The organism is Haloarcula sp. 1CSR25-25, from assembly GCF_032027985.1.
In the GTDB taxonomy this organism is placed as follows: domain Archaea; phylum Halobacteriota; class Halobacteria; order Halobacteriales; family Haloarculaceae; genus Haloarcula.
The window spans coordinates 174214-187700 of record NZ_JAHYBW010000003.1 but is presented as its reverse complement, the minus strand read 5'-3'; the positions used below and the strand labels follow the sequence as shown (position 1 = coordinate 187700).

The 13487-nt window shown below is 65.3% G+C and carries 13 protein-coding genes and 1 tRNA gene; 6 read left to right on the top strand and 8 right to left on the bottom strand.

Annotation, left to right across the window (positions count from 1 at the left end; all coding sequences use genetic code 11):
* Positions 1-13: 13 nt before the first annotated feature.
* Both KZ498_RS10820 and bioB read right to left on the bottom strand, forming a co-directional pair.
* Positions 14-1126: a transcriptional regulator gene (locus KZ498_RS10820; RefSeq protein WP_312618805.1), complete on the bottom strand. Its 1113-nt coding sequence runs from the start codon at positions 1124-1126 to the stop codon at positions 14-16.
* 2 nt (positions 1127-1128) lie between these two features.
* Positions 1129-2244, bottom strand: a complete 1116-nt coding sequence (gene bioB, locus KZ498_RS10815) for a biotin synthase BioB (protein ID WP_312618804.1) — start codon at positions 2242-2244, stop codon at positions 1129-1131.
* Between the two features lie 105 nt (positions 2245-2349).
* On the opposite strand from bioB, the gene KZ498_RS10810 reads away from it, so the two are divergent.
* Positions 2350-3165, top strand: coding sequence for a cytochrome c oxidase subunit 3 (locus KZ498_RS10810; protein WP_312618802.1), 816 nt, complete (start codon positions 2350-2352; stop codon positions 3163-3165).
* A gap of 25 nt (positions 3166-3190) precedes the next feature.
* Here the strand turns inward: KZ498_RS10810 and KZ498_RS10805 are convergent, their stop codons facing one another.
* Positions 3191-3715 carry a hypothetical protein gene (locus KZ498_RS10805; RefSeq protein WP_312618800.1) on the bottom strand — a complete coding sequence of 175 codons (525 nt, stop codon included), beginning with the start codon at positions 3713-3715 and terminating at the stop codon, positions 3191-3193.
* 3 nt (positions 3716-3718) lie between these two features.
* Positions 3719-5998 carry a DUF6789 family protein gene (locus tag KZ498_RS10800; RefSeq protein WP_312618799.1) on the bottom strand — a complete coding sequence of 760 codons (2280 nt, stop codon included), beginning with the start codon at positions 5996-5998 and terminating at the stop codon, positions 3719-3721.
* 177 nt (positions 5999-6175) lie between these two features.
* On the opposite strand from KZ498_RS10800, the gene coxB reads away from it, so the two are divergent.
* Positions 6176-6895: a cytochrome c oxidase subunit II gene (gene coxB, locus KZ498_RS10795; RefSeq protein ID WP_312618797.1), complete on the top strand. Its 720-nt coding sequence runs from the start codon at positions 6176-6178 to the stop codon at positions 6893-6895.
* A gap of 22 nt (positions 6896-6917) precedes the next feature.
* Here the strand turns inward: coxB and panB are convergent, their stop codons facing one another.
* Complete coding sequence (gene panB, locus KZ498_RS10790) at positions 6918-7727, bottom strand: 3-methyl-2-oxobutanoate hydroxymethyltransferase (RefSeq protein WP_312618795.1); 810 nt, start codon at positions 7725-7727, stop codon at positions 6918-6920.
* Between the two features lie 87 nt (positions 7728-7814).
* Here panB and KZ498_RS10785 point away from each other — a divergent pair, with 87 nt between their 5' ends.
* Complete coding sequence (locus KZ498_RS10785; RefSeq protein ID WP_312618793.1) at positions 7815-8042, top strand: DUF5822 domain-containing protein; 228 nt, start codon at positions 7815-7817, stop codon at positions 8040-8042.
* On the opposite strand, the gene KZ498_RS10780 is transcribed toward KZ498_RS10785, so the two are convergent.
* Genes KZ498_RS10780 through KZ498_RS10770 form a run of 3 tightly spaced genes read right to left on the bottom strand, consistent with a single transcriptional unit; the run spans position 8021 to position 10276 of the window.
* On the bottom strand, positions 8021-8563 hold the full coding sequence (locus KZ498_RS10780) for an HAD family hydrolase (RefSeq protein WP_312618791.1): 543 nt from the start codon (positions 8561-8563) through the stop codon (positions 8021-8023). The genes KZ498_RS10785 and KZ498_RS10780 overlap by 22 nt on opposite strands.
* Positions 8564-8607: 44 nt before the next feature.
* Positions 8608-9735: an acyl-CoA dehydrogenase family protein gene (locus KZ498_RS10775; protein WP_312618789.1), complete on the bottom strand. Its 1128-nt coding sequence runs from the start codon at positions 9733-9735 to the stop codon at positions 8608-8610.
* A 37-nt stretch (positions 9736-9772) separates the two neighbouring features.
* On the bottom strand, positions 9773-10276 hold the full coding sequence (locus KZ498_RS10770; protein WP_312618787.1) for a multiprotein-bridging factor 1 family protein: 504 nt from the start codon (positions 10274-10276) through the stop codon (positions 9773-9775).
* A 129-nt stretch (positions 10277-10405) separates the two neighbouring features.
* On the opposite strand from KZ498_RS10770, the gene KZ498_RS10765 reads away from it, so the two are divergent.
* The 3 genes from KZ498_RS10765 to KZ498_RS10755 all read left to right on the top strand — a co-directional run bounded on the left by KZ498_RS10765 (position 10406) and on the right by KZ498_RS10755 (position 13486).
* Positions 10406-10490 (top strand) — tRNA-Leu (locus KZ498_RS10765).
* 346 nt (positions 10491-10836) lie between these two features.
* On the top strand, positions 10837-12201 hold the full coding sequence (locus tag KZ498_RS10760) for an ABC transporter substrate-binding protein (protein WP_312618785.1): 1365 nt from the start codon (positions 10837-10839) through the stop codon (positions 12199-12201).
* A gap of 322 nt (positions 12202-12523) precedes the next feature.
* Positions 12524-13486 (top strand): branched-chain amino acid ABC transporter permease, encoded by a 963-nt coding sequence (locus KZ498_RS10755; RefSeq protein WP_312618783.1) that lies wholly within the window; start codon positions 12524-12526, stop codon positions 13484-13486.
* Position 13487: the final 1 nt, after the last annotated feature.

Here is a 13487-nt window from a genome sequence, read left to right as displayed (position 1 = left end):
AAGACAGACCGTCTCAGAAGCCGGGCATGAGATCGGCGGGGCCGAACACGCCGTAGTGGCCGGCGCGGTTGTTGCGGACGCCGGCTTTCAGGTAGCCAAGCGCCGGGCCGTTGACGTTCGCTTCCATGCTCGTCGCGTCGTCCAGTTCGAAGGTGTTCGTCCCCCTCTCCCCGTCGAAGGTCCTGCCCGTCACGCTGACCGTCGTCGTGGTGGGTTTCTCGTCGGAGCGAACGTCGAGGACGCCGCCGACGTGGACGTCCTCTGCGTCGCAGACACCGGCCCGCTCGAGGAGTACGTCGTCGGCGTGTTCCATGTCGTGGAACTCCAGCACGCCGTCGTGTTCGTCGATGAGCGCCTCGATTTCTGCTTCGCTCATCTCTCGGGCCCGTTCGATGTCGTAGCCGTCGAGGTGGGCGATGTCCTCCCGGACGGTTCCGCGGTTGTCCTCGTAGCCGGACTTGAGGCCGACGCCCCACCAGATCTCGACCTCCTCGACCTCGACGAAGGACTGGGCGGCCAGCGCGGCCGCGCCTGTCAGGAACCCCGGCGTCGCGCCGGCCCCGCAGACGAACGTGATGCCGGACGCTTTCAGCAGGTCCTCGCGGTCGTCGAGCATGCCGATGACGCGGGAGCGTTTGAGCACGTCGATCATCACGCCCTCGTAGTCGGCCGCGGCGAAGTGCTCTGCCACGCGCGGGATGAAGTCGTGTTCGAGGTTCGGCAGCGCCAGCAGGACGGCGTCGACGGCGTCGCTCTCGGCGATTATATCGTCGATGGGCGTCTCCGAAGGTTCGCCCTGCTCGCTGGCGACGACGCCGGCCCCTTCCCCGTGCTGTTTGACGCCGCCGCCCTCGACAGCGGCCGCGCCGCCGTCCGAGGCGTAGTCGTCCGTGGGTGTCGCGGGCGTCGACCCGGACGCGTCGTCGGGGCCGCTTTGCGGCCCGCTCGCGATGTTGCCCTCCGTCGCCTCCAGCAGTTCGTCCACGTCCAGTCCGTCGTGGTCGATAGCCACGCCGTTGCGGTCACAGGCCGCGACAGCCGTGAGGCCGTCCTTGTGTCGTGACACGTCGAGCGTCCGCCGTCCGATACCACCGGTTCCGAGCACTGCAAAGCGTATGTCGTCCATTGTCAGTCGTCGGAGTTGAGCTCTGATTTGGTCTGTGCTGTCCCTGCCGCCGTCTCGGTCTCCGTCCCGTCGGCCGCGCGCTCTTTGACCGCTTCGGGGTCGAACTCGTTGGCCTCGGTGTTGGGTTCAAGCCCGGCCGCGTCCATGATTTCGAGGTCGTCGGCCGCCGACTGGCCCTCTGTGGTGAGGTAATCCCCGGTGAGGATGCCGTCCGCGCCGGCCTCCAGAGCGGCTACCTGCCCGTCCGTGTCGAGGTTGACCTCGCGTCCGCCGGTCAGGCGCACGCGGGACTCGGGGTGGAGCAGGCGGTACACCGCGATGGTCTTGATAACTTCCTCGGTCGTGATGTCGGGCAGCCCCTGTTCGGCCAGGGGGGTTCCCGCGACCGGGTTCAGGATGTTGACCGGGAGCGAGGAGATGCCGATGTCCTGCAGGGCCATCGCCGCGTCGACCCTGTCGGTCGGCGATTCGCCCATCCCGAGGATGACGCCGGCACAGAGGTCCATGCCGGCCTCTTTGGCGACCCGGAGCGTCTCGACCCGCTTCTCGAAGGTGTGGGTCTGGACGATCTCCGGGAAGTACCGCGGCGATGTCTCGATGTTGTGGTTGTAGTGGTTCAGCCCCTCGTCGGCCAGAATCGCCGCTTCCGCTTCCGTGAGGATGCCGAGGCTGGCGTCGACCTCAACGTCTGTCTCGTCACGGACGAGGCGGATGGCTTCCAGTACCTCGTCCCACTCCTCGGGGCGGTTCTCCTTCGAGACGCCCTTCTCGGCGACGACGATACCAAACCGCTGTGCGCCGTCGCGTTCGGCGCGCTTTGCGGCCTCAAGTATCTTCTCGGGGCCGAGAAAACCGTAGTTGTCGATGCCGGTGTCGAAGTGGACCGACTGGGCACAGAAGCCACAGTCCTCCGCGCAGTTCCCTGCTTTGGCGTTTACGATCGAACACGCGTCGACGGTATCGTCGCCCAGTTGCGTGCGCACGTAGTCGGCCCCGGCCGCCAGGGCGTCGACCGGCTGTGCGATGAGTGCCAGTCCGTCCCGGCGGTCGAGGCGCTCGCCGTCCAGCACCCGAGCGACGGCGTCGTCTACCGTTCGGTTGCCCGTCTCGTAAACCACACTCTGGCTGTCGGTTGACGGTTTGATAAAGATTCGGGTGGGGCCGGCAACAGGCGTGTCAGTCACGGGGGTACCGTTTTACCGGGTCCGGTGTTACGTGTTCGCATGGCTGGTTCGACGGAGACGGCAAGCGAACACGCCGCCGAAGACGGTCACGAACACCGGAGTCGGTGGCCGCTGATCGCTGCAATCGGTGCCGCATCGCTGTATCTGGGTGTCGGATTGGTGTTTGTGGGGCTCGACCTGGTCCCGGCCGCAGTGCCGCTCGTGCTGGGCGTGCTGGGTGCGGGCGGACTCGTCGCCGGACTCGCCGGCTGGGCCAACGAGGCGTTCATCGCGGAGTACCTCCAGCGTCGGGCGGACGCCGGGCCGGAGCTGTACACCACGACGATGGTCCTGTTTCTCGTCTCCGACGTGGCGACGTTCTCCGCCGGCTTCGTCTACTACGCGTTCATCCGGGCCGGGTCGTGGCCGCCGGCCCACCTCCCGCCGCTGCTTGGTTCGCTCGTGGTCGTCAACACGGCGTTGCTGCTCGCCTCCAGTGTGACGCTCCACTACGGGCACGAGGCACTCGAAGGCGGGAACCGGCGGCGGTTCCTCGGCCTGCTCGGGGCGACGCTCGGACTCGGCGTCGTCTTCCTCGCCGGACAGGTGTACGAGTACTACGAGTTCGTCTCCGTGGAGGGCTTTGGCATCGGCTCGGGCGCGTTCGGGAGCGCGTTCTACGGCCTGACCGGCCTCCACGGCCTCCACGTCGCGCTCGGCGTCCTGCTGCTCGCCATCGCATTCGGGCGCGCGCTTCGGGGCCATTACACGCCCGAACGGGACACTGCTATCCGGACCACGTCGCTGTACTGGCACTTCGTCGACCTGGTGTGGGTGTTCCTCGTCGTCGTCCTGTACGTGGGCGCTGCGCTCTGAACCCACGGCCGGGGGCATGGGACCGCTAGTTCGACCGGCCGGCCCGCTGTTCCAGGCGCACCAGCCGCCGATACAGCGGCGGGGCCAGGACGCCGAGGAACCCGAGCGCGATTGCGAACACCCCGAGCGGGAACTGTAGCGGCGCGGCCGCGAAGCAGGTGTTCTCGGCGACGAGGGTCACGTAGTACTGGTCGCCCTCGTAGGTCACGATAGCCCCGCGGCGGAAACTGTCGGCGTTGGGCACGTCACCCACGACCTGCTCCTCACCGACCGGGTCGTCGACCGCCTCCTGAAACGCCTCCCGCTCGGCCGCCGAGAGGTCTTCGAAGGTCAACTGCGGGAGCCGCGGTCCGGGCTCGTCCCCGCCAAAGCGCTCGGCCGTCTCCTCCGGGCCTTCCACGCCGATGGTCGGGTTCCCGCAGTTCTCCAGGCTCGGCTCGATGAGCGCGTACCCGCCGGGCACGGCGCCGGCGATGCCGACCGCGATGAGGAGAACGCCGACGAAGGGCGCGACGTACTGGAAGACGAACGAGTCAGACCCGGCGCTCATCCGTCAGGTTCCTCCTGTGCGGTTGCGGAGCGTCTCGTCGGATTTGAGATACTGGAAGGTCACGGTCAGCCCGACGCCGTACGCCCAGTGGGAGACGAGCACGAAGGTGAGATACCCGACGAACGCGAGCCCGCTCTGGCCGGTGTAGAAGGCGATAGCGAACCCGGTGGATATCAGCGTCGCGAACACCAGCCCGGTCTCGAACAGCAGGCGACCGGGGAGGTAGTCGGAGAAGGCAAGGAACAGGAGCGGCCAGGTGACGGTGCCCCCAACGAGGAACAGGACCGCGCCGATGGCCGGGCTCGCGGGCAGACCGACCAGTTCGGCTATCTCACCGAAGGAAACCGGGTCGAGGACGCCGACGAGTATCGCCGTGATGAGCCCGCCGGACATCAGGACTGTGCCGACGAACCCGCCGGCCGCGGCCATCCAGGCGTTCCGGGAGACGGTCTGGGCGACGGTGCCGACGCCGCCGGCCAGCCCGGTCGGCTCCCCCTCCGGCGCGTAGGAGCGTCGCGTCGTCTCGGGTTCGGCCGGCTCCACGTCGTATTTGTCTATCATACGCTGTTCGAACCACTGCCACTCGCGGGTGAACTGGTTCGTCGCCTTCAGGCCCCACGGGTCAGTCGTCGTCACGGGCGTGCCCTGCCAGTAGGAGACGAGCATGTTGTACAGCCACAGCAGCGCACTCAGGCCGATGATGTAGCCGCCCACGGTCGCGATCTGCTGGGCGAGCTGGTACTCCGGCGGGTAGATGGCCTGTCGTCGCGGGAGCCCCAGCCCGCCGATGACCAGCAGTGTCATGAACGTCACGAACGAGCCAAAGACGATGAGCACGGACTGGAATTTCGCCAGCCGTGTGTCGTACCACCGGCCCGTGATGAGCGGGTACCAGTAGTAGCTCGCGGCGATCATCAGGAACGGGATGATGCCGACGACGATGAGGTGGAAGTGCCCTACGACGTAGTAGGTCCCGTGATAGAGGATGTCAATCGGGATGACGGCGAGGAACACGCCGGTGACGCCGCCGATGATGAACGTCCCGATGCCACCGGCACAGAGGATAAACGGCGCGGTCAGGCGGATGTTCCCCTCCCACATCGTCGTGATCCAGTTGAACACCTTGATGGCGCTCGGGACGGCGATGGCGATGGAGACGGCCATAAAGGAGAGTTTGACCCGCGGGTCCGCGCTCGTGGTGAACATGTGATGCGCCCAGACGCCAAAGGAGAGGACGCCAAGCCCCAGCGTCGAGTAGACGATGAACTGGTAGCCAAAGAGCTTGCGGCCGACGAACTTCGGCAAGATGAGGCTCATCAGCCCCGTCGCCGGGAGAAAGAGGATGTACACTTCAGGGTGGCCCCAGAACCAGAACAGGTGCTGCCAGAGGATGGCACCGCCGCCCTCCGTCGCGAAGAAGGCCGTTTCGAGGTTCCGGTCGAGGAGAAGCATCACGAGCGCGCTCCCCAGCAGCGGGAACGCGAACAGCGCAATCCCGCTCGTGATGAGCATGTTCCACGAGAAGATGTCGAGGTTGGCCCAGGTGACGCCCTCGCCGCGCTCGTAAACCACAGTCGAGATGAAGTTGATGGCACCGACCGTGGTAGCGATGCCGCTCAGATGCAGGCCGAGCAACAGCAGGTCTATCTGCGGATTCGGTTGCTGGACCGACAGCGGGGCGTACAGCGTCCAGCCGACGCTCACCTCGCGCATCGTGAGGAAGAACCGGATGGCGTCCGCCGGGAGGACCAGATTCAGGACCTGGCCGAGCACCTGAATCATGAGTCCCATCCGGACCAGAATCAGCGCCGGCGGCAGGAGCCAGAACCCGATGGCGTTGACTCGCGGGAACGCCATGTCGTCGGCCCCGATAAGCAGCGGCAGGACGTAGTTCCCGATACCGAAGAACACGGGCAGGACGAAGAATATCAGCATCGTCAGGCCGTGGGTGGTAAACAGCGCGTTGTACGTCTCCGGCGTCCAGATGTCCGCCGGCGGCGTCAGCAGTTCCGTCCGGAGCATCATCGCGTCGACGCCGCCCCACAGGCCAGCGGCGGTGCCGAAGAAGATGTACAGCAGCCCGATGTCCCGGTGGTCCGTCGTCGTCAGCCAGCGGTACACCTCGGATTGGACCCGACCGATTTCGAACTCGATTTCCTCCCGCGTCGTGTATCCGCCGTCGCTCTCGGGTCGAGCCTTCCGCCGTTCCCAGACCCACACGACAAGCACCGACAGCGCCAGCACGGCCAGGGCAGTCCCCTCGACGATAGCCCTGTTCAGCATCTGTGTGTAACCGGTCGTGCCGGAACGAATGCTCGTGTCGTCATGCTATACGTTACCAACCACTGACACGCCCACGCTCATAAAACTACGCTGGGAACCCGGTGCCTGTAGCGGTCATCGGCTGACTGTCGCGGGTTTGGGAAAGTTATTTGACATGCCACTTGTTACAGTGTGACAATGCGTCTCAGACGACGCCTCGTTCGGGCGTGTCTCCTCGTGGTCGGGCTCTCGCTGTTGGCCACGCCAGCCGCGGCACAGTCGCTCAACAGGGCGGCTATCGACGAACTCAACGCGCAGCTCCTGTATGTCGCCCTGCCGCTGACGCTGTTCGTCGAGCTCACGCTCGTGTACGCCATCTACCGGTTCCGGAACAACGACGACCCGCGGCCGACGGTCGACGACCCGGCGCTAGAGGTGACCTGGACGGCCGCGACGGGCGCGATACTCGTCTTCGTCGGCATCTCGGCGTTCGTGGTGATGGCCAACCCCTACATCACACCCGCGGCGGCCGAGGCAACCGCCGACGGGGACGCCTTCGCGGACGATACGGAGATCGACGTGCTCGCCTACCAGTGGGGCTGGGAGTTCTCCTACGCCGAGGCCAACGTCACGACGGAAGAACAGCTGGTGCTCCCGGCCGACGAGAACGTCACGTTCAGGCTGCGGACGACGGACGTGATTCACGCCATCTACATCCCGCAACTGGGCGTCAAACAGGACATCTTCCCCGGCCGGACGATGACGGCCCGCACGCACGCGACCGAACCCGGGAAGTACCGGCTGTACTGCGCCGAGATGTGCGGGGCCGGCCACAGCAAGATGAACGCCACCGTGGTCGTCAAGAACCAGTCCGCGTACGACGCCTGGGTCGAGAATCAGACGTCCACGGCCGGGTAAGGGGGTGTCTCGCGGCGAAGGGTCAGTACAGGTCGTCGAGTTCGGCCTCGGTGTGGCTGTGAGAGTCGGCCGGGAACTCGCCGGATTCGACGGCGTCTATGTACTCGTCGACGGCGTCGGCGACTTCCCCACGAACGTCGCCGAACTGCTCGGCGAAGGGCGGGCTGGACTCGGAGAGACCGACCACGTCGGTGAACACGAGCACCTGGCCGTCGCAGTCGCCACCGGCACCGATACCGACCGTCGGGATGTCGACGGCCTCGGTGACCTGGGCGGCGAGGTTGGCCGGGATGTGTTCGAGCACCAGCGCGAACGCGCCGGCGGCCTCGTGTTCGAGCGCGAGGTCGAGGATCTCTTCGGCCTCCTCGCGCCCGGTCGCCTGTCTGGTGTAGCCGGTCTGGTTTACGCTCTGGGGCGTGAGCCCGAGATGGGCCATCGTCGGGATACCTAGGTCCGTCAGCCGCTCGGTCAGCTCGACCGTGTGTGGCCCGGATTCGAGCTTGACCGCGTTCGCGCCCTCCTCTTTCAGCATCCGCCCGCAGTTCCGTATGCTCTCGCTGTCGTCCGCGCCGAAGGAGAGAAACGGCATGTCGGCGACGACCAGGGCGTCGTCCGCGCCGCGCGCGACCGCTCCGACCCGTGAGGCCACCTCGTCGAGTGTGACCGGGAGCGTGTCGTCGTGGCCGAGGACGGCGTTCCCCATGCTGTCGCCGACGAGAATGACGTCGACACCGGTGTCGTCGACGATGCTCGCAGTTACAGCGTCGTACGCAGTCAACATCGTGATCGGCTCCTCGCCAGCCATCGCCTGCAGGTCCCGGACCGTTGGCATATCCGAGCGGGGGCGCGCCTGCACCTTACCTGTTCGGATTATATCGAAACCGCAAGGCGCTTGCCGACCCTGGTTGTAACGACGGCTGTGCCAACAGTCGAGAAGACGAACCCGGACGGCGTGGACTTCGGGTGGGTGATGCAGGTCACGTTCGTGACGACGATCCTCGTCGGCTCGCCGCTCGTTGTGCTTGCCTCGACCGCGGTCACACTCACGACATGGACCGCGCGGGCGATGTTCGCGGTCCGCGTCGGCGCGCTCGTCTGGTTCCTGACGGCCGTCTGTGTCTACCTCTACGCGCGATACCGGGCCTGATCGAACTCGCTCGCCCACTCGAAGGTCATTCCGGCCCGCTGGGCGGCCGTCGCGTCGCTCTCTGAATCGCCGACGAACACGGTCGCTTCGGGGTCGACGCCGATCTCTTCGGTAATCGTCAACAGGCCCTCCGGGTCCGGCTTCGAGGACGCAACGGTGTCCCGGCCGACGACTGGGCCGACGTAGCTCTCAAGGTCATGGACCGCCAGGGCTGTCCGACACGCCACCTCGGCGTTGAGCGAGCAGACGCCGACGGGAACGCTGTGTGGGAGCCCGTCGGCAAGCGGCAACCATTCTGAATCGTGTGCCCCGGTCCGCTCGTGGTCGGTTATCGTCGCTTCGACAGCGTCGCGGTGGCCGGTCTCAGAAGACAGGGTCAGCATCTCCCACAGGTCGCAGTTCTCGGGGTCGACGTCTCGGTCACGTAGAACCGCCGCGACTTCGCTGGCTACTCTGTCCCAGTCGACAGCCAACCTGACGAGCGTCCCGTCGAGGTCGTAGATGACGGCGTCGTGTGTCACACTCCGTGATAGGGCCGACGCCCGCAAAACCGCTTCGCCCCGTCTCACTCCAGTAAGTCCCGTGCGATGATGTTCTGCTGGATCTCGCTGGTCCCCTCGTAGATGGTCGTCACCTTCGCGTCGCGGTAGAACCGCTCGACGGCGTAGTCAGTGGTGTAGCCGTACCCGCCGTGGATCTGGAGCGCCTCGTTGGCCACGTCGACCGCCGTCTCGCTCGCGAAGTACTTCGCCATGCTCGCCGTCGCTCTCGCCCGCTCCCCGCGCTCCAGTTGCTGTGCGGCGTCCCACGTCAACAGCCGCGCCGCCTGCACGTTCGTCGCCATGTCCGCGAGCTTGTGCCGAATCGTCTGGAACTCGCTTATCGGCCGGTCGAACTGCTCGCGCTCCCCGGCGTAGTCCAGCGCCTCGTCGAGGGCTGACTGTGCGAGTCCGACGGCCTGGGCAGCGATGGCGACCCGGCCGGTGGTGAGAATCGACAGCGCCGCGGCCAGTCCCTCGCCTTCCTCGGTCAGCCGGTAGCGCTCGGGGACGCGGACGCCGTCGAACTGGAGCGCGGTCGTATCGCTCGCCCGCAGCCCGAGCTTGTCCTCCTTGTCCCCGACGGTGAGCCCATCGGCGTCTTTCGGAACGAGGAACTGCGTTATCGAATCCGGGTCCTCGGGGTCGGTCTTCGCGAAGACGATGACGACCCCGGCCCGCTCGCCGTTGGTAATCCACTGTTTCTCGCCACCGATGACGTACTCGTCGCCGTCGCGGGTGGCGGTGGTCGCCATCTCCCGGGGGTTCGACCCGGCCTGTGGCTCCGAGAGCGCGAACGCGCCCACCGGGCGGCCATCGACCATTTCGGGGAGCCAGTCCTCCTGGACCGCCGCGGAGCCGAACTGTGCGATACACGAGGTCGCCAGACAGTGGACCGAAAGCGCCGTCGCGACCGCGAGGGAGCCGTACGCGAGTTCCTCGTTGACCAGCGCGTACGTCGTCTCCTCCGCGTCGAAGCCGCCGTGTTCGGTCGGCGTCGTCAGCCCGGTAATGTCGATGTCCGCCAGCCCGTCCCAGCAGTCCTCGGGGAAGGCCTGCTCGCGGTCGGCATCGCCGGCGCTCGGACGGATATCCTCGATGGCGAACTCCCGGACGGTGTCGCGGATGGCGCGCTGCTCGGCGGAGAGGTCCATACCGACCGTTACGTCGGAGTCGGCAAAATATTCGGGGTCAGCTGGACTCGACGAGCTCGATGTCGAGGTACTGTTCCAGCGCCTTGATCGTCGAGCCGCCGACGTTCGCCTGCGTCGCGCGCCCCTGCTCGACAGCGAGGATGTCCGCTTCCTCCAGATCGAGTTCCGCGGCCAGTTCGCCCGTCTGGAGCCCCGCGTCCTGGCGCGCCTCTGTCACACGCTTGCCGTACTTGCTGACCAGATACGGGAGCTGGTCGTCGTCGTAGTCGGCGCCGTCCTCCCAGTGGGAGGCGTCGGCCGCCTGTGCGTCCTGTATCTTCGCCGCGTTCTGTGCGGCCTTGCGCTTGCGGTTCTGTTCGTCGCGCGAGCTGTCACTGCCCGTCGTTTGCTCGTTTTCCCCGTGGTCACGCGCACAGCTGTCACACACCTGCAGGGTCGCACCAGCGACGTTAGCGGTCCGGAGGTCGCCGCCGTCGCTACCGCAGAGCTCACAGCTCCCGCCGGCGCTGTCGCCGCCACTGCCGGTCGAGTATTTGGCCATGCCCCCCGTAGCGGTTTCGTGATATTTCAAACGTCCGGTTCGAGAGAGTGACACACCCTCCCGGGGCGCGCCCAAACGAAAGCGCTTTTATTGACCCACCGGGAACGGTTGAATGCACTAAGCAAGAGCGCGTGGGTAGCCAAGCCAGGCCAACGGCGCAGCGTTGAGGGCGCTGTCCCGTAGGGGTCCGCCGGTTCGAATCCGGTCCCACGCATTTCTACCGAGCGTGAACCTATCGTGAGCGCTCTGTAAACCGAACGGAGCGAATTCGAACCACGGGAGTCACAGCGGCCGAGTAACGCGAGGCCGCCCGTCTCTATTCGGTTCGAATCCGGTCCCGCGCGTTTTGCGGCAAACAGCCCGTGAGAGCCGTGATTCCGACCCTCGAGATTTCCCCGTTACTGCCCGCAAAACCACGAGCAGACACCGAAACGACTCTCTGAGGGTCACGAGATTACTGGTCGGGTTTGGGTACGTCTGACACAGAGCAAGGACGAAATGTAATAAATATCTTTCCTACCCAAATTTTAAAGTAATTATGATTATATACATTGCACGTCATGTCTGATAAGACCAGCCGTGATAGATCGACCAAGCGTCGTCAGTTCATCGCATCCGTCGGTGCGGCCGGGGTTCTCGGCCTCGCCGGGTGCAGTGGTGACGGTGGCGACGGCGGCGGTGGTGGTGGTGACGGGAATAGTGGCGACGGCGGCGATGGTGAAACCATGGACGACGGTGGTGACGGCGGCGATGGTGGAACCACTGACAGCGGTAGTAGTGGTGGTGGCACGATCACACTCGGCGCGCTCAATCCCTTCAGCGGTGGGCTCGGATGGATCGGCGGGAACGCCCGGCGCGGCTATAACACGGCGCTACACCAGATCAACGACAACAGCGATGGCGTCCTCGACGGGATGACGATCGAAATGAACGAACAGGACAGCCAGACCAATCCGCAGGAAGCCCTCAGCGGCTTCGAGACGCTCGCCGCGAACGACGACATCCCCGGTATCGTCGGTCCGTCCAGCTCTACGGTGCCGAACCTCGTCCAGCCGGTCCAGGACGCGGAGATCCCGTTGATCACAATCATGGCCGGGACGATCCAGCTCGACGATGTCGGCGGCGAGTGGTTCTGGCGGAACGTCCCGAGCGACGGAGTCGGCGGTCGTGCCGCCGCACGGTACAGCTACGAAGAACTCGGCCACGAGACAATGGCACTGGCGTTCAAAGACGACCGCGGATCACAGAGCTTCTCGCTGGCGGTCGGGGAGTTCTTCGAGAACCTCGGCGGAGAGGTCGTCAACGAAACCCCCCTCGCGCTCGAGACCGATTCCTACCGGAGCGAGATCCAGACGTTGATCGACGCGGATCCGGACATCGTCCAGATGACGGCCGGGACCGAGATCAGCTCGCTGTTTATCAACAACTACACCGAACTCGGTGCGGGTGAGGAGTTCAACCTCACCCTGTCGAACGACGTCCTCACAGCGGACTTCATCGAGACCGTCGGCGCTGACGTCATCGAGGGGATGGTCGGTCAGGCGCCCGCCCCGGGGCCGTCCTACGAGCAGTTCGCAGAGGCCCACCAGGAAGTGACCGACAGCGCTCCCGGAACGTTCGGTGCGAACGCGTACGACGCGGTCAACCAGTTTGCTCTCGCGTGGGAGGCACACGGTGCCGTCGAGCGCCAAGCGATCCCGGCCCAGCTCAGGAACATCTCCAACCCGCCGGGGACGAAGGTGTCGACGTTCGCCGAGGGGAAACAGGAACTGGCGAACGGCAACGACATCAACTACGACGGCGCGGGTAACCCGCAGGACTTCGACGACAACGGGAACGTCCTCGGTCCGTTCCAGGCGCTGCAGGCCATAGACGGGGAATGGACGCCACAGACAACCTACTCCGCTGAGGAACTGGCCGAGTAAGCTCGGGTATCCTCGGGGGCGACCCCACCACGTCGCGGTGGCGCCGTAGCGTCGAGCTGCGGCGGTCCCGCGCAGGCGAGCGCAACATCTCCTCGCCCGAACCAGCCGCAGGTAGTCTATCCGGCCGGAGTTGCCGGGCAGAACGAAACATCACAATTAATAAATAGAGACAATATGGAACGTGTACCACAGTACCGGAACCCAGAGGCAACTGAGAGGGTATCGGGTGTATCCACCGAACCACGGGTGAGCAGTACGAAACTGCAGAGAGTGACTTCGAGTATGGCTATCAACAGACACGAACGGACGGAGGCTGTATAGCATGGCTGTGTCGTTCTCCCTGATCATGGTTACGCTGATTATCATCGGGATCTACGCGATTCTGGCAATCGGCATGAACATGCACTGGGGGGATACGGGCCTATTGAACTTCGCACACGCCGGCTTCTTCGCGGTGGGGGCGTACACGTCGGCGATTCTGACGACGCCGGTGGGCGACGCCGGATTGCTCGCCAGTCGGACAGTGGGGTTCGACTTCCCGATCGTCGTCGGGATGATCGCCGCACCGATTACAGCAGGGCTGTTCGGACTCCTTCTGGGCGTCACGAGCATCCGACTTGAAGGGGACTACCTCGCGATTGTCACGCTCGCCGGAGCGGAGACGGCGCGGCTGATAATCTCGAACGAGGCGTGGCTCACCAGCGGGGAACAGACGCTGAAGAACATTCCACGGCCGCTCGATGGGAGTCTGCCCGCAGTAGTTCCCTACGACGTGTTCTACTTCGGGCTCGTTCTCCTCGTGTTGCTCGGGAGCTACGCGCTGTTCAGACACTTCGCGAACGCGCCGTTTGGCCGTGTCCTCCACGCGATCCGCGAGGACGAGGACGTCCCGAAGGCCCTGGGGAAAGACACCGGCCGGTTCAAGCTCAAATCCTTCGCGCTCGGTGCCGCTATCGCCGGATTGGGCGGTTCGCTCTGGGCACACTACGTCTACGCGATCCAGCCGACCATGTTCCTGCCCAATCTCACGTTCTCGATCTGGGCGATGGTCATCATCGGCGGTGCCGGGAGCTACATCGGCGCGATAGCCGGTGCCGTCATCGTCACCGGGATCCGACAGATAACCCGGTTCCTGCCGGGGGACATCCCGCTCGGGAACGAACTGCCGTACCTCCGGCTGATCGTCATCGGGGTGCTTCTCATCGGCGTGCTGTACTACCGGCCCTACGGGATGTTCGGAAACAAGGAGCGCTCGCTTGCTGGCATGAGCGGAGGCGGTGACTGAC